Below are 26,139 nucleotides of genomic sequence, written 5' to 3'. Positions count from 1 at the left end.
AAAAATCGATTAGGGCTGTCGTAAAATAGCAAATGCCGAGGTATAGCCGTGTAAAAACGTCCTACCGCTTACGGGACCGATTTCCCCATTGCAGAAAAAACCTCCCAGAGGAATATCATGCAAATAGCGCCCAAAGAGCTTGGAATCGAAATTAGGTACTCCATAGAGAGCCTCTCCTCGTCCCAGACAAGAAAACATGAGGGCGCCCGCCCCTGGAGAGGATGTTCCTTTTTCTTTTTGATAAGCTTCTAGGAGAAATTCTAGATCTTCAGCAGAGGTTTCAGAATCTCGCAAATGAAATTGTACTCTTTGACCGGGACGAATGCGATCGCCCACTGCCATGGCTCCCTTCCTCGGATCTACTCCTAGCAGATTCCGAATTAAAAAATCTCCTCGTCCCAGTCGAGCTTTAAACTCATCCCTAGCAATGCCTATAAATAGCGAATGCTGGGCTAACTCGCGATCTTTATCGTCTAGAGTTTGCAGTAAGTCTCTCAACACCTCTAGCGGCGGACGAGAAGAAGACGCGATCCCTTCATTGCCATCCTCAATCTCGGTCAACTCCAGGATAATATTGCGCTCTCCCTGACTCACGCGATAGGGCTTGCCAATTGGGCGGCATCCTTGCGCCACAATCGTTTCTAGAATCAGGTTGCCGCTTAACGCTACGCCCACCGTCCCTTCGCGATATAAAGATGGGCTGGAATGGTTGGGGGAATGGTAAAATAAGGCACTTTGAACTCCCATCGTTCGGGCGCTAGCCAATCCTCCTACCTTCACCGAACCCGGATAAGCAAAATCCAGCCCCTCTATTAAATCATTGACTCTTGAGGTAAAAGGATCGCACAGCAAAATAAACTGAGGGTTTTTCTGAGGCGGAACTCCTATTAACTCTACCCAAGCTTCTGGCGAACTATCTAAATCTGGGATTTCCTCAGCCGAGACGTGAAACGGATGAATCTCGACCCCTGGCAACCGTGCTACACTGAAGCTAAGAGCGGGAGCGCCTTCTACTTCGATAGTTTGGGAGCGATCGTCCGTGCCGATAACACCACCGCCACCACAGCCAATCAGAACTGGGAGGGGAAATTTTTCGAGCATTAGTGGCATCACGCGCGGAAAATCAGTGGCATAAGCAGAGGAAATGAAAAACACTCCTAAATCAGGATTTCCTGACAAAGACTGTTGAACCCTCTCAGTAACTTCTGCGATGGCGGTTTCTAGAGAGGGACGAGTTGATAAAGCATTTGTCCACTGCATCCGATCGGTCATGGGTGTCGATGACAACTAAAGCCTAGTATTGTCAGGATTGGACGGCAAAAAATCTTGCTCTTTAAACAGAAAACTTATATTTTGAGCTATAGTCAAATCTTAAGACATTGAGCTACGATTGAGCATGCAAAAACCAAATAAGATAGTACTGAGATAAACAACTGTTTAAACTCAAAGAGCAGCAGCGCTACTGAGTAGACGATCGAAACCGTCAGCCCCAATCAATTTTTATACTATATTCAGTCACTGAATTTAGAGGAATCATGAGCGATATCAAAAACCAAATCGAACAAGAGATTGAAAACGCCAGAACTGTTTGTAGCACGGAGGGAGAAACTTCCAGCGAATGTGCCGCTGCATGGGATGCAGTTGAAGAATTGCAAGCAGAAGCCGCCCATCAACGTCAAAAACACCCTGAGAAAACTTCTTTTCAACAGTATTGCGACGAAAATCCCGATGCGGCTGAATGTCGCGTTTACGACGACTAAGATAATGTTTAGTAGTTGAATACTGCTTTAGGCTCCTGTTTCGCGGCAGTGAGAATCCTTTTGAGGATCTTTCCACTGCTAATTTTTTTCATGAGTATGTCTTTAAAATAATCTAGGATTATTTTCATTTACGAGCAAGAAGAGATGGATGAAACTTGGCTTCGATCCCTGGTATGGATGGATTACCGATTGGCAGTTTTATTTACCGTTATCCTGCCCGCTATTTTGCTAATTTGGGCGTTAGTTCGTCAAGCCGATGCGATTTTACGGCTATTAATTATCTACTGGCGAGTATCGAGTTTACTAATGATTACTGTTTATTTAGCGATCGCTACTTGGTCTTGTCCGTTAAGCTATATCACGGGGTTGGTAGCCCGCATTCTCATTCCCATCTCGCTTTGGTTTTGGGTCGATTTAAATGACGAAATTAGAGATTTGCCCCAAAGTTTTCTCAAACTGGTCTTGACTTCCTGGCGCTGGGCAGTAACGATTTATTCTAGTCTGGGCGCGATCGCTAGCTTCCCTTTTCTTTCTTGTGCTTTTTCGGGCGGAGAATATGCAGTCAACACTCCCTTTTGTTGGGTTTGGTTAGAAGCACCTTGGGGGTACAAAGAATGGTTTCATCCCAATGCATCGCCGGGATTCTTAGGGTTTTTAGGCATGGTGGGATTGATTATTTACACGCTCTACTTTGCCTATTTTCTCCTGATTCGCTTGGGCAAACAAGGGCGATCGGCACTCGAACAATAGAATTCTTGCAGGATTTCAAAACTTTGTAGAGATATTCCAGGGAACGGCGCTACAAAAGCGAGAATTTAGGAATAATAGCCTAAATTTGAAATTTTATTTCTCGTTTACTAAAAGGTAAATCTTGATTGATCGCATCGATCTCTTCCCGTTCCATCGCATTAATTTCATTAATGTAGTGACGTAAAAGATTGCTCATTCTTGGGTCGTAAAAGCGATGCAAGCTGTAATTGGGAGTTGCAGGAAACCCACGCCGCTTTTTATGACTTCCACCAGCACCGGGATCGAACATTTGAATGCCCTGAGAAATTGCCCATTCAATCGGTTTATAATAACATGCCTCAAAATGTAGGCAATCGTATTCTTGAAAACAGCCCCAATAGCGCCCGTAAAAATTTTCGCTTTTGCGCAGACAAAAAGATAATCCTACGGGACGCGAATCGTTGTCTTCTCGATACGCCGTTACCAAAACGACGCGATGGCGATAGCGAGGATAAAGTTGCTCGAAAAATTGGCGCGTTAAATATTTACTTCCCCAATAAAACTTATCACAAGTGCTGCTGTAAAATCGATAAATTAAAGGAAATAAATGATGGGGAATTTCTTCACCTACCAATGTTTTCACCTGTAGATTGGCATTAACAACGGCTTTGCGTTCGCGCTTAATATTGCGACGTTGGTTGGCATTAAATACGGCTAGATAATCGTCAAAGGTTTGAAAACCTCTATTGGTCCAAATGTAGCTGTAGTGCAGCCAACTTCTGAAACCGTAACGTTCCATTACAGCGCGCCAATCGGGATCGACAAACAGAAAATTGCAACCAGAGAGGCGGTTGCGATCGCAGAAACGATCGATCGCCGCTACCATCATTTCTGTAATCTCTGCTTCGTCTTCCCCCGGCGCGATCAAAAAGCGATAGCCTACGGCAGGAGTAAAGGGAGTCATCCCTAAAAGTTTTGGATAGTAACGCACTCCCAAACGATGGGACAAATCCGCCCATTGGTGGTCAAAAACAAATTCGCCATAACTGTGACCCTTAATATACAAAGGCGCAGCCGCAATCAAGCTTCTATTTCGCCACACCGTTAGGTGAGCTGGTTGCCATCCAGTCCGCGCCGTCGCACTCCCAGACGTTTCTAGGTTATTGAGCCATTCCCACTCTAGAAATGGAGTTTTGAGGGGTTCGGCAAGGAAATCCCATTCGATTTTAGGAATTTCAGCGATTTTTTCTATCCAGGCGATGGAATACTGGGGCTTGAGTTGTTCGACCATCGAAGTCAGTAATCAGTAATCGGTAATCAATAATTCAGTCACTGATAATCAGCATTACTCATAGATTAATGTAATATTCCTTAACGTTGTAGGCGGTAGTGTAAAAAGATTTCTCCCTCAATTCGTTCTACACTTAGTAATTCCAAGCGCCGCGCCTCTTGTGCTGGGAAACCCATTCCTTCTACTGGCGTTGGTGCAGTAACGCCTCCCAAAATAATCGGGCATACGGTCAACCAAAACTCATCAATCAAATCTTTTGCCAGCAGAGAAGCCACTAATTCCCCACCCCCAAGAATTGCCAGCTTCTGCAATCCTAGTTCTTTGAGTTGAGCTAATGCATCTATCCAGTCAATCGATTTTGGATTGGAGATTGGGGATTGGTCAGTTGTCCTTTGTCTTTTGTCATTAGTCATTTGATGAAAAGATTTTTGATTTTGGATTAATTGTCTCCCCACTCTCCCTTGTCCTTTTGTCCCCTCATCTCTCAGTGCCTCAAAAGTCTCCCCTGCATCGGCGACTAAAATGCGATCGAAGCCCTCTCGCTTGCTTTCTCGCCATGATTTAGCGCCAGCCGCCGTCGCGAGCAACCAGCGAGGGACGGGTTGACGAAAAAAAGGCAATTGAGGATCGATTTGCGCCGAGGCAGAACAGACGATATGTATGGGTTGTGGCGGTTTTTGCTGCCTCTCTCTAGCCTGTAAGAATTGGGGATCGCCGATGGGGAGCGTCGTTCCATAGGCGCGAAGCGTGCCAGCCCCAAAAAGAACGCCATCTGCAAGGGAAATTTGTTTTTCTAAATGAGCTTTGTCAGCTGCCGAGGAAAATCGAGCGTGCGATCGCCCAACATCGGCAATTTTTCCATCAGCCGTCATCGCTAATATAACTGTAGTAAAAGGGCGATTCATCGGGCAAAAGCGGATAGGTAAAAAAATCAATCAATTTTTGTAGCTTTCTCCACCGAAGGTTGTCATTCAAGAGAAAAAGGTAAAATTGACTACAAATTCCTATAAAGTTCGCCAAGTAATTTAATCTATCAAGTAATCTAACGGGTCTCTATGCTATAACAGTGGAGACGAACAGGTAAACAGCAGAGGTCATTCGCTTTTGACTCGCTAGGTTAAATTCTGACGTTGGTGATTCCCTAGCCGCTCGATTTAGCTTCACAGCTCGAAACAATTTACGCTCTCCTTAGCGCTAACCTCAGTTTTATGGCACTCAGTCAATCTTCTTTTCGTCGTATTCTCTTGTCGCGCCTATTGCTGGTCAGCGTTCCCGTGCTTCTAGTAGGCGTGTACGTTACCTATCGAAAAGCTCGTTCGGCTTTCCTAGAAACAGCACGGCAAAATTTGACTGAAAGTGCAGTTAGAAAAGGAGAAAGTATCGATCGATCCATTGAGGCGCTACGAGCCAATCTTGCCACGGCAAGCGATAGCGTTGTTTTCAAGCAGGGAACGCCTCTACAACAGCAAGCTTTTCTCGATCGCCTTGCCTCCAAACTCCCAAACCAAATTCAGTGCGTGCAGCTAACCAATTTTCAAATGGGGCAAGTTATAGCGAGTACCTGCGGGAACCAACCTCTCGACAACCTAGCTCGAAGCCAAGGGGTAGTGGAGCAAGAGTCACTGGCGGTTGAGGCAAACAAGATTTCCATTAAGTTCTTACTTCCCCAACAGCAGAAGAATCCAGAGGTAAATGAAGGTCAGTTAGAATTGCTCCTGTCGGCTCCGGTTTACGACGATCGCGATCGACCTCGTTACGTTTTGAGCTTTAAGTCGGCACTGCAAGAAAAAGAATTCGTATCTACCGAAACCCAACCCGGTTCGCTGACGGGTTATACGGTTGTCATTAACCAACAGGGAACTATCTTGGCACATCCCCTATCCGAACGGGTAGGACGCAACATTAGAGAAGAAGATGATGCCAACCGATTGAAAGATCTTGTCTGGAGCGCGATCGCAGGACAGCCCAGGTTTTTGCATTTATTTGCCTTTGATGAAGATGGTGTAGAACTCGTCGCGGGTTACAGTGCCATCGCCAGTCCCATTACCAGCGAGAGAAGTAAAAAATGGGTGATTCTCGCCGTAGCTCCCATAGACAAGGCACTAGCACCACTTCAGGATATTCAAAAAGCTCTATTTGGCATGACGTTGGCTTTGATCGTCGCCAGTATCCTAGTCATATTGTTTATTTCTCGCGAGCTAGCGCGTCCTCTAGAACAACTCAGAGATTACGCCATCAAAAAAGAGCTTTTTTGTAAAAAAACAGAAACCCCTCAAACTTGCCCGCAAAATTTCAAAATTCGGGAGTTTAATCAACTGGCTTCGGCTATCCAAGAAATGCTCGAACGCCTCCAAACTTGGGGAGACGAGATCGTCTGCTCGTGGAAAGAAGCTCAGAATGCCAATCAGCTTAAAAACGAATTTCTCGCGACGACTTCTCACGAATTGAGAACTCCGCTCAACGGAATCATCAACTGCATTCGGATTATTAAAGATGGTTATTGCGATAGCCGAGAAGAAGAAATAGAGTTTTTGCAGCAAGCAGATAATGCAGCTATTCACTTGCTCAACATTATTAATGACATTTTAGATATTGCCAAAATTGAAGCCGGCAAACTGTCTGTGAACCTAGAGCCAGTCGATTTAGGCAAACTGCTCAAAGAAGTTATCAATCTACAAATCGCTCCCATCCAGAAAAAAGGTTTGAAGTTAAAAACTCCTAATTGGGAGAACGATATTATCATTTACACCGATCCGGCAAAACTCCGACAAGTTCTTTTGAACGTGATAGGTAATGCCGTCAAATTTACCCAGTCAGGCAGTATCGCGATTAGCATTGGCATCGAAAAAGATGAAGCGTTAGCAGCGAATGCTTCAAAGGTGGTTATAACGGTTAAAGATACCGGAATCGGAATCGATCCTAGCCAACAGGATAAACTCTTTCACCCCTTCGTGATGGTAGATGGCTCAACAACCCGTCAGTTTGGCGGAACGGGTTTAGGATTGGCTATTTCCCGCAATTTAATCGAACTCATGGGAGGTAACATTAGGCTGCACAGTGCTGGATGCGGTAAAGGGACGACAGTTAAGATCGGCATCCCCCTGACGCTGACATCTCCCATCCGCGAAGTCAGCTTGCAACAGACTGAGAACGGCTCTCGGAAGCTTCTTGCCAGTCATTGCGAGTTACCGCCAGCTAATCTCCCCTCCTCAAAAGAGTTGACCTGTTCTCAGAAATAGCTAAATGTTATGGCAATTCTATTCCCGTTCCATTACTGTTAAACTCCTCTACGGTTTGCTCGGATAGCTCGTGAGTCGTCATCGCTTGCAAGACGCTTAAAGGCAAAGTTAGATGATGCGCTCCCGCTCGCAAGGCAGCAGCAGCTTCGTTAGGAGTTTTCAGACTAGCAGCAAGGATTTCTGTCGCGCTCCCTTGCAATAAGGCAGCCATATCCCGTACCAACGCCAAGCCATCGCCCAACAATCTCGTCGCGCGATTGACGTAAGCGATCGCATATTTTGCTCCCGCTTCTCGCGCTACTGCCGCTTGTGCCGCACTGTAAATCGCCGTTACCGCACAAGGGATTTCCGGTGACAGGCACGCTACTACTTGAAACCCAACCGCACTTGCCGGAACCTTCAGTACCGTTTTCGCGCCAATAATTTCAAAGGCACGTCGTCCCTCTGCGATCGCGCGATCGCAATCGGTTGCAGTAAGCTGATAATATAGCTCGCCAGGACTGATAGCAGCGAGTTGTTTTAAGGTCTCCTCCGGAGATAAATCGCTTTTGGCTAGTAAGGTGGGATTGGTGGTAATTCCTTTTATCCATCCCAGTTTGCCTGCTATCTCTGCTTCGCTAGCGATCGCCGAGTCCAAGTAAATCATAGTAACTGGTAACTGATAACCGAATATTGATTATTCGGTTTTCTTTTGCCGTTGCCTTACGATGGATCGGTTAAAATCCATTTAACCAACCAAACCGATCGCCAAAGTTAGTTGACTTTGAATTGCTTATGAGTGACGCTACTGTTAATATCCGCGAACTGACAAGCGACACTATTCTCGACGTTCGCAACTTGCGAGTTGAATTTCTGAGCGACTCGCGTAATAATTTTTCAGAAAATTCTTCCCCAAGAGCAGTAGATGACATAAGCTTTCAACTCAAACGAGGACAGATTTTAGGGATCGTCGGCGAGTCGGGTTCGGGTAAATCCGTTACTTCTTTGGCAATTATGGGATTGATTCCCAGTCCCGGCAAAATTAGCGGGGGCGAAATTTGGTTTCGTCCTGCTAGGGAAAATAATCAAGCACGGAACGCGAGACTTGTCAATCTCCTAGCCTTAAGCGAAGAAAAGCGGCGCAATTATCGGGGAGGGGAAATTGCCATGATTTTCCAAGAACCGATGAGCGCCCTAAACCCAGTTTATACGATTGGCTTTCAAATTATCGAAGCGATTCGACTGCATCAAAATGTCGCGCCAGAACAAGCCAAAAATCAAGCGATCGCGCTTTTGCAAGAAGTTAAGCTTATCCCTAGCGACGAACAGTTAGAAAACGAGTATTTAGAGAAAAATAAAGGTAATAAAAACACTGAGGCAGGTTTGGTCACGCAACGAGTTAAAAATTACATCAAGCAGTACAAACAATCAATCCTCAAACGCTATCCTCACCAACTTTCTGGCGGTCAACTGCAACGGGTTACTATCGCCATGGCAATTTCTTGCAACCCAACCATTTTGATCGCTGACGAACCGACAACGGCACTCGACGTAACAGTACAAGCAGAAATTTTGCACCTGCTGCGAGAGTTATGCAAAACCCATCGAGATATGTCGATGATTTTTATTTCTCACGATTTGGGAGTAATCAATCAAATTGCCGATGCAGTTGTCGTAATGTATGGGGGAAAAATTGTCGAAGCAGGCAATAAGGACAAAATTTTATACGAACCCAAACATCCCTACACAAAAGGCTTGTTAGCTTGTCGCCCTCGTTTGCATTCCCAGTTAGAAATACTGCCCGTAGTAGAAAATTTTATGATAGCGACCAAAGATTCTGCGACGGGAAAAGTGTTATCGATTCAGGAAAAAGAACCACCCGAATTTAAGACGATCTCTCCTCAAAAGCGACAAGAACGATTATCTTCCCTGCAACAAAAAGAAAATTTATTATCTGTCTCAAATTTGTCCGTTCTATTTCCCGTTCGCGGGATGTTCGGTCAAACGAAAGTTTTTTTTAAAGCAGTAGACAATGTTTCTTTTGAGGTCAAGCCAGGCGAAACGCTAGGATTAGTCGGAGAATCAGGGTGCGGGAAATCGACCCTTGCTCGCACGATTTTGCGTTTAATTCCAGCAACAACTGGAAAAATTAAATTTCGGTTTCGAGAAGCGACTGAAGAAGAGGATATTTCTCGGCTATCTATGGGCGATGAAAAACTGCGTTTTTTGCGAAGAAAAATGCAAATTGTTTTTCAAAATCCCTATAATTCTCTCAATCCTCGCCTGACTATTGGAAAGGCAATTATGGAGCCGATGACTATTCATAATTTAGGGAAAAGTTCGCGAGCAAGACGAGAAAAAGTTAAGGATTTGTTAGGACGAGTGGGATTAAATCCAGATTGGTTCGATCGCTATCCTCACGAACTATCAGGAGGCCAACGCCAACGGGTATGTATAGCTAGAGCCTTAGCAGTCGATCCTGAGTTTATTATTTGCGATGAATCGGTATCGGCACTGGATGTTTCGGTACAAGCTGGCGTTTTAAATTTGCTCAAAAAATTGCAAAAAGATTTTCACTTGACTTACATTTTTATTTCCCACGATTTAAGCGTAGTTAAGTTTATGAGCGATCGCATTCTGGTCATGAATCAGGGAAAAATTGAAGAGATGGATATTGCAGAAAATATTATTAATAATCCCCAAAAAGACTACACTAAAAAGCTAATCGCTTCAATCCCTCAGTTTTAAATCAAGCTAACTCTAAACTACACCAAATCGGGAAAAACCTCTTGTACGGCTGGATGGACGATGCGACCGTCCTTGATATTCAATCCCTTGGCTAAAGCGAGATCCGTCTCCAATGCCTTGAGACCGTAATTAGCCAGCTTGAGAACGTAGGGAAGGGTACTATTATTGAGTGCCTGCGTTGCCGTCCAAGGAACCGCCCCCGGCATATTAGGAATGCCTACATGAACCACTCCCTCCTCAATATAGGTAGGATGGCTGTGAGAAGTCGGTCGCAAAGTTTCGATACAGCCGCCCTGATCGATGGCAACATCGACAATGACCGAACCGGGACGCATTTGTCGTACCAAGCTTCGAGACACTAAAATCGGCGTTCGTCGCCCTAAAATTAAGACCGCACCGATCAGTAAATCTGCCTCCGGAACCACCGTTTCTATATGAGCTGGACTGCTGTAAAGCAGTTCGACTCTAGAACCAAATAAAGTTTCTAAATAGGCTAAGCGATCGACATTAACATCGAGAATTTGCACTTGAGCGCCCATTCCGACGGCAATTCTGGCTGCTTCGGTTCCCACTACGCCACCGCCGAGAATGACGACTTTAGCGGGACGTACCCCAGGAACGCCACCTAGCAGGACTCCCCGTCCGCCTTGCTGCTTCTCCAGGTATCTCGCCCCAAACTGTACCGACAAGCGCCCGGCAATAATACTCATGGGCGTAAGCAGGGGAAGCTTTCCGTCGGGAAGTTCGACGGTTTCGTAGGCGATCGCGATCGCGCCGCTTTTGAGCAAATGTTCCGTCAAGCTGCGATCGGCTGCTAAATGCAGATAGGTAAATAATAATTGCCCTTTTTGAAGATATTGATATTCTGGGGGTAGGGGTTCTTTGACCTTGACAACTAATTCATGGTTCCATGCTTCAGCTGCACTGGCAACAATATTAGCCCCTGCTCGTACATACTCTTCATCGGGAAAGCCTGCACCGATACCCGCACCCGTTTCTACAAAAACAACGTGCCCGTTGTCAGAAAGTACTCTCGTACTGCTGGGGCTTAATCCGACCCGAAATTCTTGGTCTTTTGTCTCTTTTGGAACGCCAATTTTCATATAATTACCTTCGATCCCATCCCCTCTTATACTGTAACGTAGACCTAGAGGTTGTTTCTGTAGTCACTATTTCTTTTAAGCAATAGTCAAAGAACAATGAAAAAGCGATCGCTCGGCAATAGCGACATTCAAATTACTCCCATTCTCATGGGAACTTGGCAAGCTGGCAAGCGAATGTGGGTGGGAATTGAAGACGAAGAAAGCATCAAAGCGATTCGAGCTGCTTATGAGGCAGGCATTACCACCATTGACACTGCCGAAGTCTATGGAGAGGGACACTCAGAGCAAATTGTCGCCAAAGCACTCTCAGATGTTCGCGATCGAGTTGTCTATGCCACTAAAGTCTTTGCCAATCATCTCAAATACGACCGAGTCATAGAAGCGTGCGATCGCTCTCTCAAAAATCTCAACACCGACTACATCGACCTTTACCAAATCCATTGGCCCTCCGGTTCGTTCAAGACAGAAATTGTCCCCATCGAAGAGACGATGAGCGCTCTTAACCAACTCAAACAACAGGGGAAAATCCGCGCGATCGGAGTTTCTAATTTCTCTCGCGCCCAACTAGAAGAAGCTTCGCAATATGGACGCATCGATAGCTTACAGCCTCCTTATTCGCTCTTTTGGCGGCTAGTAGAAACCGATGCCATGCCCTATTGCATTGAAAACAATATCTCGATCCTTGCCTATTCGCCTCTCGCTCAGGGACTACTGACCGGGAAATTCGCTCCCGACCATAAATTTGCTGAAGGCGACCATCGCTCGAAAAATAAACTTTTTCAAGGAGAAAATTACCGACGCGCTCAAAAAGCACTGAACGAACTCCGGCCCATTGCCGATCGCAACAATTGTACTTTGGCTCAGCTATCTCTGGCTTGGTTAATTGCCCAGCCTCAAACCAACGCGATCGCGGGTGCAAGAACTGCCGAACAAGCCTCAGCAAACGCAAAAGCGGCAGAAGTAGAGCTTTCAGAGGAAGAATTGCAAGCAATCGCTCGCATTGGGCGACAAGTAACCGATTATCTCGATAAAAATCCAGTGATGTGGGATTTTTAGATTAAAATCCAGCGCGATCGCTATGGGACTCGTTCGGGGCGAGAAGATATTCAGCAGACGTTACTGTCACCCAATCTCTCCACTCCGAACGATCAAAACAGAACAGGGAGCATGGTGAACGACATAATTACTGACGCTGCCTAACAAAGCCTCCGAGATTCCTCGATGGCCTCGACGACCTAGCACGATTAGATTAGCGTCCCAATTTCGAGCCAATTGGCAAATTCTCGTACCGGGATCGCCGACTTGACATTTTAACTCGCTAGGAATTCCCGCATCTATTGCCTTCTGGAAATAATCTTGCAGCCACTCTTGTGCCTGCTGCATCTTTCGTCCCAGAAATGTTCGCCGCCGCCCAAGCGATAACCCATAGAGGTCTACATCTCCTAACGTGCCGATGCCCAGGAAAGCCTCCCCTAAATTTTCTGTCTCCCAGTCCAAACAGTGAAACACCATCAGAGAATTATTTTGGGCTTGAGCGAACTGCATGGCTGCCTCAAATACGACTGGAGCTTGAGACGAGCGATCGAGTGCCACTAAAATTTTTTTGCCAACCATCTCTAGCAGTTCTTTGAGGGGTAATATACACCTAGCCTAATCTAGACAGGTAGACAAATAACTTCTAGTGAAATACTTCTTCTTATCGGACGGATGGACTTATGCGCGGGTTTGGGAGTTTGGCGGACTATGGGACGAAATTTCTTGGCGGCGCAAACCTTATATCGAGCGTTTGCCTTTAGGAATTATTGAAAAAGGTGAAATTTTCTGGCTCTATCAAGTTGAAGATGCTGTTTTAATGGTGGAAGTGAAACCGATTCGCGAGACAAGCGATCCTGCCAAACCGTTTGGACAAGTAATTCTCAAACGCCTGATCGATGCAGATGAAGCGATCGAGCGTTTAAGCGAAGCCGAAGGCATCATTCATCAACTAATAAAAGAATAAGGGGGTTTTTCTGCCTAGCTGTCGCGATCCAATTCTTAAAAATTATTTCAGGCGATGCCAAGCTTCATACCGCCGCGCTTGCAATCGACTCTCACAATAGTTACACTTCTTTAAATAATCATCATTTCAAGGGATAATTAGGTGAGTCAAACTCTTTCTGTTTAGATACACTATTCTAAAACCTCTAGCAAAAGAGAGAGTTGGGCACTTAACCTAACACCAGTTAATAAAAAAGCGTCTAAGCAGACACTAATTGTCAACAGGAGGAGCGTAGTAGTTCAATGGGACTACCTTGGTATAGAGTTCACACAGTCGTCCTGAACGATCCGGGACGGCTGATTTCCGTACACCTGATGCATACTGCTCTCGTAGCAGGATGGGCAGGTTCGATGGCTCTTTACGAGCTAGCGATTTTCGATCCCAGCGACCCGGTTCTCAACCCCATGTGGCGGCAAGGAATGTTCGTCCTGCCCTTTATGGCTCGCTTGGGAGTCACGGGTTCTTGGGGCGGTTGGAGCGTCACTGGAGAAACAGGCGTTAACCCCGGTTTCTGGTCTTTTGAAGGCGTTGCTGCCGCTCACATCGTTCTATCCGGCTTGCTGTTCTTAGCAGCCGTTTGGCACTGGGTTTATTGGGATCTCGAATTATTCACCGATCCCCGCACGGGCGAACCCGCGCTCGACCTGCCCAAAATGTTTGGCATTCACTTGTTCTTATCCGGTCTTCTCTGCTTCGGCTTTGGAGCTTTTCACTTGACGGGGCTTTGGGGTCCCGGAATGTGGGTGTCCGATCCCTACGGTCTAACGGGTCACGTTCAACCCGTAGCGCCGGAGTGGGGACCGGCTGGATTTAACCCCTTCAATCCAGGCGGAGTTGTCGCCCACCATATTGCTGCTGGTATCGTCGGTATTATTGCCGGTCTTTTCCACCTGACGGTTCGACCTCCAGAGAGACTCTATCGCGCCCTGAGAATGGGGAATATCGAAACCGTTCTCTCTAGCAGTATTGCCGCAGTTTTCTTTGCAGCTTTTGTCGTGGCGGGAACGATGTGGTATGGCAGTGCCACTACTCCGATCGAGTTATTCGGGCCCACCCGCTATCAATGGGATAAAGGTTACTTCCAGCAAGAAATTCAGCGTCGCGTTGAAGCTAACTTAGCGGCTGGAGACACTCTCTCGGAAGCTTGGTCGAAAATCCCCGAAAAGCTGGCTTTCTACGACTATGTTGGCAACAGCCCAGCTAAAGGCGGTTTATTCCGTACCGGAGCCATGAACAGTGGCGATGGCATTGCAAGAGCTTGGTTGGGTCATGCTGTCTTCAGAGATGGGGAAGGTCGGGAACTCAGCGTTCGTCGGATGCCTAACTTCTTTGAGACTTTCCCGGTCGTCTTAACTGACTCCGACGGAATCGTTCGCGCTGACATTCCCTTCCGACGCGCAGAATCCAAAACAAGTATCGAGCAGACGGGAACCAAGGTTAGCTTCTACGGTGGAATCCTCGACGGGCAAACTTTCAGCGATCCGGCTACGGTGAAGCAGTTTGCTCGTAAGGCTCAACTCGGCGAATCATTTGATTTCGATCGCGAAACCCTAAACTCTGATGGTGTCTTCCGCACCAGCCCCAGAGGATGGTTTACTTTCGCTCATGCTTGTTTCGCGCTGCTGTTCTTCTTCGGTCACATCTGGCACGGCTCTCGGACGCTTTTCCGAGACGTATTTGCTGGTATTGACCCAGATCTTGGCGAACAAGTCGAATTCGGACTCTTCGCGAAAGTGGGTGACGTAAGTACTCGTAAGGAAGGCGTGTAAGCGTTCGAGTTCCATTAACTTTAAGTGCAAGCCCTAGTCGGCTTGCACTATTTTTTTGGCATTCTGGGGTCGCGATCGCATAGAATTTCGAGATACCATCAAACTTACGCTACTTTCTGACGAGAAGCGATCGCCATGTTTAATTTTAAAGATTGGTCGTTTGATGATTGGATGAACCACGTCATATTTTTTGGCACTATCTTACTGCTATTGTGGTCTTTCTTTCTTGCTTAAAGGTTTTCTCGATCTAGCTGGTAACAATAAAAAAATCTAAAAAAAGATTGAGCGATATAACTAAAGATAGAGGCGCTTAGCGCCGATTGCATCGGGAGACCGAGCTATGAAATCCCTAAGAAGTTCATTTCTCATTGCTTTAGGGGTCTTATTACCTACTCCGGCAGTTTTCGCTCAAGCTTTTCTCCCTTCAATAGCAGCTTATGAAGAGCAATTTTCTAGCCAGCCAGAATTGACTTTTTCAACTTCGCTTCGCTCAGAAGTTAGAAGGCAGAAGGCAGAAGGCAAAAGGCAGAAGTTAGAAGGCACAAGACAGCTTTTACAATCTAAAATTCAACAGGCACAAGAGAATACAACTAAAAAAGACTGTAATAAACCGAGCGATTCTTTACTAACCTTTACGGACGAAACGATTCCGGGAGCGACTTTAGAACTAGCCTTGACGGTTAGCTTGCCACCACTCGCGATCGCACAAAATTCTGGAGAGGGTGAAATAAGTCAAATCGATTCTTTTGAAGTCGAGACGGCTAAGCTGCCAATACCATCGCTAGAAAAGATCGTCCGCAATAAAAAATTAGCGCAAGGCGATCGCCTTTATGCATGCGGAGAATTATCGCAGGCAGAGAAAGTATATCGCGAAGCAAAAGAACCCTTTCCCGCCGAGATAGCTATCGAGCGAGAGAAAATTCCAGAACCCATTTACCAACCAGAACAGTTACCACCGGGCGGTGCTGTATACTGGCGTATGTATCAACAGGGACGCAAAGATAAACGTTTAGAAAGTAAAATTTTTGCGCCGCTGCAACTGCTGACCGAGCAGTATCCCGAATTTATTCCCGGTCACTTGCACTACGCGCGATCGCTCGCAGAAGCAGGAAAAAAAGAAGAGGCGATGCAAGTTCTCCAGCACGCCGCCACCTTGTATCCTAACGAAGCTGAATTAGTACGATCGCAAATTAAAGCTTATCAAGACTCAGAAGATTGGTTAGAAGCTTCGCTGACGGCGCGTCAATTTGCCTCGTTCAATCCCGGAAATCCTCAAGCCGCCGAATTTACTCGCATAGCCAACGAAAATTTAGCGCGCTACCAAGACAAACTAGAATCAGACATCACCTGGAATGCAGTCGGCAATGCGATCGTAGGCGGACTAGGATTTGCCTTGACGGGGAATATTTTCGGTCCTCTGTCTGCTCTGGAAACCGCAATTTTACTGTTAGAAGGAGAATCTTCGATCGGCGATCGCTTTTCGGAGAGGATTCAAGAAGAACTTCCCATGATGCAAGACGAGGAGGTTCTGGGATACGTGCGAGGCATCGGCAATAAACTTGCCGATGTCGCGGGGCGAGATGAGTTTGACTACCAGTTCTACGTCATCATGGACGATCGCCTTAATGCCTTTGCCTTGCCAGGGGGTAAGGTATTCCTCAATGCAGGTGCAATTCTTGACACTAACTCAGAAGCAGAATTAGCGGGATTGCTTGCCCACGAACTCGCTCACGCCGTTTTGTCGCACGGTTTTCAACTCATGGCTGAGGGAAATTTAACAGCCAGCGTGACTCAATACATTCCCTATGTTGGCAATGTAGCAGGCGATCTAATCGTTCTCAACTACAGCCGCGAGATGGAAGAACAAGCGGATGTTTTCGGAACGAGGCTGCTAGCAGCCAACGGCTATGCAGCAGACGGCGTTCGCAACCTGATGGTAACGCTCAATGAGGAGGAAGATCCCGGCATTCCGGCATGGTTTTCTACTCACCCAGACACGGAGGATCGCGTTCGCTATTTAGAAGAGGCGATCGTTCGACAAAGACTCAACCGCTATGCCTACGAAGGCATTGACAGGCACCAACAAATTAAAGAGCGAGTCGCTAAACTTTTGGGAGAGTATCAACAGAAACAACAGACAGAAGAGTAGCGCGATCGCGCTCCGCCTCCAATTGTAAGTTAATAGGAATGAGTTGGAATTGCTGGGCGATCGGATTTTGATGACTTTGTGACAGAATGAATTGAAAGTTTTATGTAATCTCTAAAGGCTAATCTCTAACGCCTTGATTTCTGAATATGTGCCGTTTATTAGGCTATTTAGGTTCAGCAATTCAACTAGATAACTTACTCTATAAACCCGACCACTCTCTCATCGCTCAAAGTTACCAACCCCGCGAAATGACTGCCGGATTGCTCAATGCCGATGGTTTTGGCGTGGGTTGGTATCACCCTCAAAAAGACGAGAATCCCTATGTTTACAAAAACATTTTACCTATTTGGAGCGATGTTAATCTTCCTCATTTGAGTCGATATGTCGAATCGAGTTGCGTACTTGCCTACGTTCGCAGCGCTACTCCGCCGCTAGCTGTAGATTTAAGTAACTGCCAGCCTTTTACTCATGAAAATTTACTTTTTATTCATAACGGCTTTATTCATAATTTTCGTCAAACGCTATATCGACCTATCCGCAACTTGTTAGATGACTACGCCTATCAATTAATTACAGGAACAACCGATTCCGAACATATTTTTGCCCTAGTCATTAGTGAGTTACGAAAGTCGCCCAATCTTAGTCTAGAAAAGGCTTTGATTAATGCGTTAACTCAACTGACTCAATTGGCTAAATCGCATCATGTTTACTTTTCAGCCAATATCATTATCAGTAATGGAAAACAGTTAGTCGCTTCCCGTTATTCTAACCGCGCTCCAACGCCGACCCTTTACTGGTTGCAAGACGATTTACTCTACCCAGATGCCGTTATAATAGCCTCCGAACCTTTATTTGAGGGAAACTGGAAGAATTGTCGAGAACGTACCGTTATTAGTGTTTCTCACCAGCTAACTTCCCAAATCCCTACGATAAAGATTTTTGAGATCTAAAGCTCGATCGCTTTCTTTAGCCCTGTCTCTACAAAGCGATCGCTCTCAAGGTATGTTACCTTGAGAAAAAAGCGCTTAACAAATTGTTATGACTGGGAATACAGGACTTTTTAACCAACGCTTTGCTAAAAACTTTATCCCCTTACCAGGATTTCAAGTGCCAGAGGTTGGCGAGTTAGCTCCGGACTTTACCCTACCCCGAATTAGAGGCGGACTGGTTAGATTATCTGACTACCGAGGTCAGCAGCCTGTCGTATTGGCGTTTACGCGCATTTTTACCGAAAAACTTTTTTGCCCTTTTTGCTATCCTCATATTCAAGACTTAAAGCAACGCTATCAAGATATTTGCGATCGCGGAGCAGAGTTACTGATGATTTCCAGTACCGATCGCGTACAGAGCGAGCAAATTGTTTCCGACTTGAACCTGCCCTATCCTTTTTTGTCCGATCCAGATTGCAAGACCTTTCGCCTCTATGGAGCTGGACAAGCTTTAGGCGCGCCTTTACCCGCTCAGTACGTCATCAATCGCGAAGGTCGCATTACCTACAGACATTTGTTTACCTTTATTGACAGCAATGCGGAACCCGATCGGATTTTACAAGAGTTAAAGCGGCTTGGTTAGAGGTGATTGAGTAATTTCTGTACGGTGCGGATATCGTACCCATTTTTCAATAGAGTTGTCCGACGAACGTATGTTGAGGCAACAGCAGTGTTGGCATGGTATTATCAATCCCCTTTTCTAGATGAAAGAGAATTTAAACGATTACCAAGCGCGAGTCCAACAAGCGATCGCAATTCTCAAAGCAGAACTGCCGAGTCTGTTTGAAACCGATCTTTCTTACGATATCTATACTAAAGATATTTATTTTAAAGACCCAGTTAACACTTTTAAAGGCAAACTGAACTATCGAATTATCTTCTGGACGTTAAGGTTTCACGGCAAGCTCTTTTTTACTAAAATTTACTTTGACCTGCACGACGTAAAGCAGACAGCTACAGATATCATTCTGGCTCATTGGACTGTACGCGGGACTTTGCGCGTGCCTTGGAGAGCTAAAATTCTGTTTAACGGCTATTCGACTTATAAACTTACGCCAGATGGCTTAATCTACGAGCATATCGATACTTGGGATCGGCAACCCAGTGAAATCCTCAAACAGTTTTTTCGCAGCAATGGAACTTGAGAAATTCTCTGGTGAAGAATTTTATTAAGTCGGCTCCTCGGCAAGCGCCTACACTGATGGAAGAGAGTAACTAGAAATTCCCATGAAATCGCTGAATCGTCCCGATCTCTATTGCTGGTCGTCGTTCGACTCTGAAAGAAACATAGATTTTAATAGTGTTGCTTGGATTCGCCCTGACGGAAACGTCCTGATAGACCCGCTGCCCTTATCAGAGCATGACTGGAATCATCTACAATCCCTCGGTGGCGCAGCTTGGATTGTTGTCACTAACTCAGATCATCTGCGCGCTGCTCCAGCAATTGCCCAGCTCACAGGTGCTCGGATAGCAGGACCAGCAGCTGAAAAAGACACCTTTCCCATTCAATGCGATCGCTGGCTATCTGATGGCGAAGAATTAATTCCGGGGCTAAAAGTTTTGGAAATGAAGGGATCTAAAACACCTGGAGAATTGGCGCTGCTGCTCGAAGAAACCACCCTAATTACAGGAGACCTAGTGCGGGCCCCCCAAGCGGGTAGCTTAACGCTCCTACCAGATGCTAAGCTTCGGAATCGAGCCGAGGTCCTAATCTCAGTCCGTCGGCTAGCACAAATCAGCGGCATAAATGCGGTACTGATAGGAGATGGCTGGTCTGTCTTTCGCAATGGCAGCCAGCTACTGAAAGAACTTGCCGCTAGCCTTTGAGCTTAAATCTGTTCAATCCGGTCGAACGACCATAATACCAAGTAGTGCGACCAACAGGAGTCTCGAGCGGTAAGGATTGGCGAGCAAGACATATGCGCTCTGTCGAGTGCACGCTACGATAAGCGCACTACATACATATTACGACCAATCAGGTAGACTTGATATTAAGGGCGTATTTAAGAGGACATCCCAAAAGTCTATTTTGTCATTCTCAGTGCAGGAGAACATAAGGAAGAATCCTTGTTTGGAGGTAGAATACAGGATTTTTCCCTTTTCTCCATCGACCAATTTGGTCTCTCATCTAACTGAAAACTGCTATAAGACCATCTCTAAACAAGAACGCTACAGATGCTCGAAGGAAAAGCCTTACACCCAGAGCGGCTGACTAATTGCGAATTTATAATTGCCAACCGACGCGGACTTCCACGAAGTGGAGGAGCATCGGCGAATTGCTATAAGATGTTTCGCTTCGCTATCGCCACGCTCAACATGACGAAGCGCTTTTCAGGCTCCGCCGCGAGACGGTGGAGTACCTTGCACATACTATACTTTTGGGACAACCTGTAAGCAGACTATACCTTTTAAAATTTTCAGCAAGAACAAACCCAAAAACAAGGGCGATATTTACTTACTAGAGTTTCACACTTCTTGCCGAAGTCATTTACCCGCTGAAAACTTTTGGAAAAATTTTAATGCCAAGCCTTTCAAATTAGCAGACCTCGATCGGTGAGTTAAAATACCAACTTGAACCCTCAAAACCTCTATTTAGTGTAGGGAGAAATCTTGAAGTTCGTATCAATTCAATCTCGTAGAGAGGAAATTTTTAAGATCTTACAAGCGTGTCGCAGTCGCACTTTAGATTTATTTGTCGATATTGATTCAGAAACCTTATGCAAGCAGGCGCATCCCGATTTTAGTCCCGTAGGTTGGCATTTAGGTCACATTGCTTTTACCGAAGCGTTCTGGATTTTAGAGTGTTGTGCGGGTTTACCGCCTGTATTTTCTCAATATCACAAACTATTTGCGGCTGATGGTTTGCCCAAGTCAGAACGGCAGAAATTACCTGGTATAGAGGTAATTCGAGAGTATCTCGATACGGTCAGAACTCAAGTTTTAACCTATCTGGAAACAGCACCGCTAGAAAAACAGGAGCGTCTCTGGCGTTGGCTGATTCAACACGAAAGTCAGCATAACGAAACGATCGCGTTTCTCCTACAACTCCATCGCTGGGATCGAGAGGGGTTCTATACTCAATTACACTTTTCTATTCCAAAATCGTCAATCCAAAAAAATCCGCCGTTCTCCTTGAAAAGGGCTTCGCCAAAATTCGATGAGATGGTAGAAATCCCTGCCGGAGAGTTTGCAATGGGAAGCGATGCTATTGATGCCCAGGATAACGAACGTCCCGTCTATCGGGTTTATTTAGATGCCTATCGGATCGATCGCTATCCCGTGACTTGCAGTCAGTATCGAGCATTTATGACGGCAGGAGGCTACCAAGAGCGACAATTTTGGTCGGAGGAGGGCTGGCAATGGTTGCAAGAAAATCCCGTCTCTCAGCCTCTATATTGGTCGGATTCCAGCGATTGGGATAATCATCCCGTCTGCGGTGTCAGTTGGTACGAAGCGGAAGCTTACGCGCGATTTGCGGGAAAACGATTGCCGACAGAGGCGGAATGGGAAAAAGCTGCGAGTTGGGATGTTGAAAAGGGGCAAAAACGCCTTTATCCCTGGGGAAACAGGGAACCCAATGTGAAGCTATGCAATCATGACACTTTAGTCGGACATACAACCCCCGTCGATGCCTATCGAGGGAATCAAAGTGCCTATGGTTGCTGCGATATGCTGGGGAATGTTTGGGAATGGACGGCTTCTTGGTTTGCCGGGTATGAGGGATTTAAGCCCTATCCTTATCAGGGGTATTCCCAAACCTATTTCGACAACCAGCATCGCGTCTTGCGCGGCGGCAGTTGGGCAACTCGTCCTTGGGCGATGCGATCGAGTTTCCGCAACTGGTACTATCCCGGCGTGCGTCAGATTTTGGCAGGGTTTAGGTGTGCTAGGTAATACTTACCTAGAATTGACATGAGTTATTCTATTAAGGCAGGGTCATAACAAAGAGCGCCATTCGGCGTTCGGTTACCAGTCAGAGAGCGCGATCGAGCGACGAATCACTGATAACTGGTATTTGCTAACTGGTGAGGGGAGTGAAAATCAATTCATGTCTTGGTGGATCGTAACCGAACCCTTAAGTGTAGAAAGATTGACAGTCGCGATCGCGGGGTTGCCTGCCCCATTAGTCGGAACGAAACTCGTCCAACTATCCGATTTTCATTACGATGGGTTGCGTCTTTCGGAAGACTTGCTTTCTCAAGCTATCGAAGCTAGTAATCAAGAAAATCCCGATCTCGTTCTTTTAACGGGGGACTACGTGACCGACGATCCAACGCCGATCTTCGAATTAGCGCGCCGGCTAAAATCCCTCAAAAGTCGGGCTGGAATTTATGCTTGTTTGGGAAATCACGATAACCATTACCGACACTCAAAAGAGAAAGTCATCGAAGCGCTAACCAGGGTTGGCATTCATGTTTTGTGGAACGCGATCGCGACTCCTTTGGGAGAAGAGTTCCCCCTTGTCGGACTGGCAGATTATTGGTCGCGGGAATTCGCTCCCGCATCGGTTTTAGATCGGCTAGACGCGCAGATTCCCCGCCTCGTCTTATCTCACAATCCCGATACTGCCGAAGTTTTGAAACGATGGCGGGTCGATCTACAACTGTCCGGTCATACCCACGGCGGTCAGATCGTTATCCCAGGATGCGGTCCGGCACCAATTTTGCTGCAACAACTGCGTCAAAATACTCCAAAACCCTTACAGTCGTATATTCCCTTTCTCAGACAATGTTCTAGAGTCGTCAAACATTGGCAATGGGCGCAGGGATGGCATCGGGTAGGACGCAACCAACTCTACGTCAATCGCGGTTTGGGAACTTACTTTCCAGGACGGATTTTTTGTCCGCCAGAATTAACCGTAATTACCCTAGCCTAACCAATATATGCATTGCGGACTTTTCTAATCGTTTGTGGCAAAACTCCTACCAAAAGTGCAAAAGCCTCGTCGGGAAGCTGGGCAGTTGTCTGAGGATCGAACCAATTTTCAAACTGATTGAGGATAACTTGCGCCCGTTGCAGGGCAGTGGGATTGTCTGTAATTTGTTTGGTCAGCCTGACCCACTGCCGCCGAATCAAATAGGCATTAATTTTTTCTTTGGCGGTTTGAGGAGTTACAAGCGACAAATTGCCAACTGATATGACTTTTACCACATCTGTATCAATCTCGCTGCCCACCACGGCTCCAGGACCAACAAATTCAGCATGATAGGGTTTATAGAGAATCAAGCCATTTTTACGGCGAGGATTGACGATCGAGAACTTTTTCTCGCGCAGTTGGGCGAGGATATCGGGAATTTGTGTCTCTTTATTTGGGGCTTGCATGACATCGATCTGACTGTCTTGGATGTTTTTTAGCTTGTTTTGCTATCGAGCTGCAACTAGAACGAATTTTGCATTTTTTTGTACATCAACAAACGTCTGGGACGCTTTAGCAACCAGTTACCGAAGCTAAAATCAATACGATAAAGTCGATATCCGCACGAAAAATAAAGTCGTTTAGCGGGATAGTTATTTTCGAGAACGTGTAGCGAGACGGCTTGACATCCCCATTCCCGCGCCGCGATCTGCTCGCAGGCGATCAGCAATTTTCGCGCGATTCCTTGTCGCCGATGGGTGGGACTGACTGCCAAATTAGAAATATAGGGGAAGCCGTCGCTTGCAGTCGAGTCAAAGCGCATTGCAATTTCTGCCGTACCGACGATTTCTTCTACTCCACCCGCTGCGCCATCGATCGACAAACTGGCGACGATACATCGATGATAGGGCGAGAAGGAACGGATACGGCTGTGCAAATCTTCATAAATTCCTAATTTGAGTAAAGGGTAAAACCAATACCACAATCCCTGACGGGGATGAAAGCTTCGGGTTATGACTTCAGCAAGACCCTTAATATCGCTGGCTTCAACAGTTCGGATCGAGAGCGATTGAGAAGTGCCGGTGCCTTTATCGGTTGAAGCTGATGAAGCGGCAATGAGAGAAGATGAGAAGCAAAAGTCCACGATCGCTTGGCAGATGACAGTAAAAATAGTTTAGAGGCAGCCTCATAAGTCCATAATTATCTGAATTGTAACCTTTTTAGCTGGCGCTGCATTATTGAGATAAATTTCTGTAAACTTCTCTCTGGAGACGATCTTCCCTAATTGCCTTAGACTCTGCAACATACTCTCTAGAAGCGCGAACCCATACCGAAAGCGGACCCATTTGTTCTGTTCCGTTAACGCCCAAATCGCTATGGCACAGATAGACTCGTTCGTCAACCCGTCCTAAGAGATCGCGCAAAATTCCCCCTAAACGCTCGCGATCGCTCTCCAACTCGTCTTCTGGCATCCAGGCACGTCCCGACCATTCTCGTAGGAATAAGGGCGCGCCATATAGCGTTGCCGCACCGCCTTTATCCCAGAGATGAGACGAGGCATCCAGCCAAAACTGCCAGCGGTGAAAAGAACGAAGAGAACGGTACTGGAAAATCGTCGCCAAGGTAACCGCCCCCCTTTTTTTGCCAAAAGAGCTAACCGGACGGGGATTGGCTGAAATCGTGCCCCGACGCAATAGCTGAATAAATTGAGCGACCGTTGTCGCCACCGAGGAGGATATGGGTTCGTTTAGCCGCAACCGCCGATCCACTTCCCAAAAATGTTGTGCCGTTTCTATCAGTTCCCTCAAAGCAGAGAGACAATCGTAGGGCAGATGAGCGCCATTGCCGACAAAATGCTTGAGTGCCCGATCCAATACCATAACTGGGTAGGCTAAATGCTGTTGTTGGAGTAGGGATTTAGTTTTTTCTATCCAAGCTGCGATCTCTTGATATGCTTTTGTTGCTCGATATCCCAAGCGATCCCATCTAGCAAACGTCTCTACAGGCAACAAGCGCGGTTGTTCTGGGTCGATCTGATAGCAATAGTCGGCAATTAAACCCGCACGCACCGGATCGATCGCCGGAACGAGTCGGCGTTGTCTGTTGTTTGTCCATATTTCCCCGTCTTCACCGTTCTCTATCTCTCTAGCTTCGCCTGTAGGTTTTTGACTGAGTGCGACCAGCATTTCTGCTACCAAATCCCGTCCAACTAAACGTCCCAACCCCGGATAAACAAGCGCCAACAGCGTCAATAAGGCGCGAATGAGCGGGGAACTAATCAGGGGACGCTGTTCGTTGAGCGGTTCGATGGGAATTCCCGCCGACGAGAGAATCTCGATGAGCGTATAGCGAGCAATTTCGTCCAAACCGGGAGCGATTATCGCTATCTCTTCCGGTCGAACTTCTCCCGCTTCGACTGCTTCAATAATAGTTTCAGCCGTTTTTCGCAACAGTTGGGCGCGGGAGATGGTTTGAATCGATAGGACTGACGGGGGCAAGCTGGGAATAAAGGTGGGATCGTCGAGAAATTGCGCGATCGCGTCTCCTAAGTCGGTTCCTAGTCCGCTTGCGTTGGATAATTCTTCGACGCGACAGCGAGAGGCTAAACCTGCTAGATAGTCGGGATCGGCATTCAATCCCATTCGTACCCGACCGTCTCGATTATAGGTAAATACGCCAAACGCGCCGCGATCGAGAAGCAGTTCGCATAAATCTCTGATAATTGCCGGATAATCATCTGTATCGTCAGCAAAAATCGCCTGGTAGCGACGGCTCAAATGCTCTTGATAAATTGGATCGGGTAGTAAATACCGCCAATAAAGTTCGTAAATAATGCCATAGCTGAGCAATCCTCTCTCCAAGCACCACTGTCGCCACTCCATCAGCAATTCTCCCAGACAATACGAGACATTGCCGGAAACTGACTCGTTGAGACTGGGAAAACCTGCCGCTAAAATCGCGGGGATATCTTCTACCGGAATGCCGCTTGCTCCAGCTAGTTGCAATAAATCCAGCGTTCGGCGCACCAACTGATACTCGCCGATTCCGAGTCGGGTTAAACTTTCTTGGTCTAATTTAGGTCGCCACAGGCGCGTTGCTAATTCTTGTTCGGTTTCCGGACGCAGGCGCAGGGGGAACTGTGCCTTAAGATGCAATCGCTCGAACAGCAGGGGCCAAAACAAGGTTACCTCGTCACAGATAAATCCTAATGGGGTTTTACAGAGCACTGGATAGCTTCCCCGTACCGAAATTGACAGTCGATCTGCTAAGTTCCGACGATTGTCGTTATTGGCGGCAAAGACCAAAATAGCAGAGGTCAACGGTTGAGCGGAATCGCTGTTGCGAGCAACTTGCTTGGACGCGCGTCGTTTTTCCCGAACCCATTGACGAAATTCGCCAATTAAGCGCGTTGTTTTCCCACTGCGAGTTAATCCGATAATCCAAATTGATGAGAGCAACACAGTTGTTTTTTAAGGTCAGTTTGCTAGTG

Annotated in this window: 23 protein-coding genes; 14 read left to right on the top strand and 9 right to left on the bottom strand. The window is 46.5% G+C overall.

Annotation, left to right across the window (positions count from 1 at the left end):
* Positions 1–9: 9 nt before the first annotated feature.
* The gene (locus tag PLE7327_RS19965) at positions 10–1,272 is read right to left on the bottom strand and encodes an FIST N-terminal domain-containing protein (protein ID WP_015145580.1); all 1,263 of its coding nucleotides are present in this window, start codon (positions 1,270–1,272) and stop codon (positions 10–12) included.
* Between the two features lie 263 nt (positions 1,273–1,535).
* On the opposite strand from PLE7327_RS19965, the gene PLE7327_RS19960 reads away from it, so the two are divergent.
* Both PLE7327_RS19960 and PLE7327_RS19955 read left to right on the top strand, forming a co-directional pair.
* Entirely contained in the window at positions 1,536–1,760 is a 225-nt protein-coding gene (locus PLE7327_RS19960; protein ID WP_015145579.1) for a Calvin cycle protein CP12, read from the top strand.
* A gap of 144 nt (positions 1,761–1,904) precedes the next feature.
* Entirely contained in the window at positions 1,905–2,510 is a 606-nt protein-coding gene (locus PLE7327_RS19955) for a DUF3177 family protein (protein WP_015145578.1), read from the top strand.
* Positions 2,511–2,589: 79 nt separating this feature from the next.
* Here the strand turns inward: PLE7327_RS19955 and PLE7327_RS19950 are convergent, their stop codons facing one another.
* Both PLE7327_RS19950 and PLE7327_RS26010 read right to left on the bottom strand, forming a co-directional pair.
* Positions 2,590–3,780, bottom strand: coding sequence for a GNAT family N-acetyltransferase (locus tag PLE7327_RS19950; protein WP_015145577.1), 1,191 nt, complete (start codon positions 3,778–3,780; stop codon positions 2,590–2,592).
* Positions 3,781–3,860: 80 nt separating this feature from the next.
* Positions 3,861–4,685 (bottom strand): RibD family protein, encoded by an 825-nt coding sequence (locus tag PLE7327_RS26010; protein ID WP_015145576.1) that lies wholly within the window; start codon positions 4,683–4,685, stop codon positions 3,861–3,863.
* Between the two features lie 303 nt (positions 4,686–4,988).
* On the opposite strand from PLE7327_RS26010, the gene PLE7327_RS19940 reads away from it, so the two are divergent.
* Complete coding sequence (locus PLE7327_RS19940) at positions 4,989–7,019, top strand: hybrid sensor histidine kinase/response regulator (RefSeq protein ID WP_015145575.1); 2,031 nt, start codon at positions 4,989–4,991, stop codon at positions 7,017–7,019.
* A gap of 7 nt (positions 7,020–7,026) precedes the next feature.
* Here the strand turns inward: PLE7327_RS19940 and PLE7327_RS19935 are convergent, their stop codons facing one another.
* Entirely contained in the window at positions 7,027–7,665 is a 639-nt protein-coding gene (locus tag PLE7327_RS19935; RefSeq protein WP_015145574.1) for a transaldolase family protein, read from the bottom strand.
* A 128-nt stretch (positions 7,666–7,793) separates the two neighbouring features.
* Here PLE7327_RS19935 and PLE7327_RS26285 point away from each other — a divergent pair, with 128 nt between their 5' ends.
* Positions 7,794–9,746, top strand: a complete 1,953-nt coding sequence (locus PLE7327_RS26285) for an ABC transporter ATP-binding protein (protein ID WP_015145573.1) — start codon at positions 7,794–7,796, stop codon at positions 9,744–9,746.
* A 17-nt stretch (positions 9,747–9,763) separates the two neighbouring features.
* Here PLE7327_RS26285 and ald read toward each other — a convergent pair whose 3' ends face one another.
* Entirely contained in the window at positions 9,764–10,849 is a 1,086-nt protein-coding gene (gene ald, locus PLE7327_RS19925; protein WP_015145572.1) for an alanine dehydrogenase, read from the bottom strand.
* Between the two features lie 96 nt (positions 10,850–10,945).
* Between ald and PLE7327_RS19920 the strand changes: the two genes are divergently transcribed.
* A complete protein-coding gene (locus PLE7327_RS19920) occupies positions 10,946–11,905 on the top strand; it encodes an aldo/keto reductase (protein ID WP_015145571.1) in 960 nt (319 codons plus the stop codon).
* Between the two features lie 66 nt (positions 11,906–11,971).
* Here the strand turns inward: PLE7327_RS19920 and PLE7327_RS19915 are convergent, their stop codons facing one another.
* On the bottom strand, positions 11,972–12,463 hold the full coding sequence (locus PLE7327_RS19915) for a universal stress protein (protein ID WP_015145570.1): 492 nt from the start codon (positions 12,461–12,463) through the stop codon (positions 11,972–11,974).
* Positions 12,464–12,530: 67 nt separating this feature from the next.
* On the opposite strand from PLE7327_RS19915, the gene PLE7327_RS19910 reads away from it, so the two are divergent.
* The 9 genes from PLE7327_RS19910 to PLE7327_RS19870 all read left to right on the top strand — a co-directional run bounded on the left by PLE7327_RS19910 (position 12,531) and on the right by PLE7327_RS19870 (position 22,670).
* Entirely contained in the window at positions 12,531–12,848 is a 318-nt protein-coding gene (locus PLE7327_RS19910) for a hypothetical protein (protein WP_015145569.1), read from the top strand.
* Positions 12,849–13,129: 281 nt separating this feature from the next.
* Positions 13,130–14,656, top strand: coding sequence for a photosystem II chlorophyll-binding protein CP47 (psbB, locus tag PLE7327_RS19905; RefSeq protein WP_015145568.1), 1,527 nt, complete (start codon positions 13,130–13,132; stop codon positions 14,654–14,656).
* A 340-nt stretch (positions 14,657–14,996) separates the two neighbouring features.
* Entirely contained in the window at positions 14,997–16,805 is a 1,809-nt protein-coding gene (locus tag PLE7327_RS19900) for a M48 family metallopeptidase (RefSeq protein ID WP_015145567.1), read from the top strand.
* 146 nt (positions 16,806–16,951) lie between these two features.
* On the top strand, positions 16,952–17,755 hold the full coding sequence (gene egtC / locus PLE7327_RS19895) for an ergothioneine biosynthesis protein EgtC (RefSeq protein WP_015145566.1): 804 nt from the start codon (positions 16,952–16,954) through the stop codon (positions 17,753–17,755).
* A gap of 88 nt (positions 17,756–17,843) precedes the next feature.
* Complete coding sequence (locus PLE7327_RS19890; protein WP_015145565.1) at positions 17,844–18,377, top strand: peroxiredoxin family protein; 534 nt, start codon at positions 17,844–17,846, stop codon at positions 18,375–18,377.
* 121 nt (positions 18,378–18,498) lie between these two features.
* Entirely contained in the window at positions 18,499–18,939 is a 441-nt protein-coding gene (locus tag PLE7327_RS19885) for a DUF2358 domain-containing protein (RefSeq protein WP_015145564.1), read from the top strand.
* 82 nt (positions 18,940–19,021) lie between these two features.
* Positions 19,022–19,621 carry a hypothetical protein gene (locus tag PLE7327_RS19880; protein ID WP_015145563.1) on the top strand — a complete coding sequence of 200 codons (600 nt, stop codon included), beginning with the start codon at positions 19,022–19,024 and terminating at the stop codon, positions 19,619–19,621.
* Positions 19,622–20,404: 783 nt separating this feature from the next.
* Positions 20,405–21,688, top strand: coding sequence for an ergothioneine biosynthesis protein EgtB (locus tag PLE7327_RS19875; RefSeq protein WP_015145562.1), 1,284 nt, complete (start codon positions 20,405–20,407; stop codon positions 21,686–21,688).
* A gap of 154 nt (positions 21,689–21,842) precedes the next feature.
* Positions 21,843–22,670, top strand: a complete 828-nt coding sequence (locus PLE7327_RS19870; protein ID WP_015145561.1) for a metallophosphoesterase — start codon at positions 21,843–21,845, stop codon at positions 22,668–22,670.
* On the opposite strand, the gene PLE7327_RS19865 is transcribed toward PLE7327_RS19870, so the two are convergent.
* From PLE7327_RS19865 to PLE7327_RS19855, 3 genes are all read right to left on the bottom strand, one after another.
* Positions 22,667–23,116 carry a hypothetical protein gene (locus tag PLE7327_RS19865; RefSeq protein ID WP_015145560.1) on the bottom strand — a complete coding sequence of 150 codons (450 nt, stop codon included), beginning with the start codon at positions 23,114–23,116 and terminating at the stop codon, positions 22,667–22,669. The genes PLE7327_RS19870 and PLE7327_RS19865 overlap by 4 nt on opposite strands.
* Before the next feature lie 56 nt (positions 23,117–23,172).
* Positions 23,173–23,793: a GNAT family N-acetyltransferase gene (locus PLE7327_RS19860; RefSeq protein WP_015145559.1), complete on the bottom strand. Its 621-nt coding sequence runs from the start codon at positions 23,791–23,793 to the stop codon at positions 23,173–23,175.
* Between the two features lie 91 nt (positions 23,794–23,884).
* The gene (locus PLE7327_RS19855; RefSeq protein ID WP_015145558.1) at positions 23,885–26,110 is read right to left on the bottom strand and encodes a hypothetical protein; all 2,226 of its coding nucleotides are present in this window, start codon (positions 26,108–26,110) and stop codon (positions 23,885–23,887) included.
* Between the last annotated feature and the right edge of the window lie 29 nt (positions 26,111–26,139).

This window comes from Pleurocapsa sp. PCC 7327 (genome assembly GCF_000317025.1).
Lineage (GTDB): Bacteria > Cyanobacteriota > Cyanobacteriia > Cyanobacteriales > Microcystaceae > Hydrococcus.
This window is presented reverse-complemented; position numbering and strand designations above follow the sequence as displayed.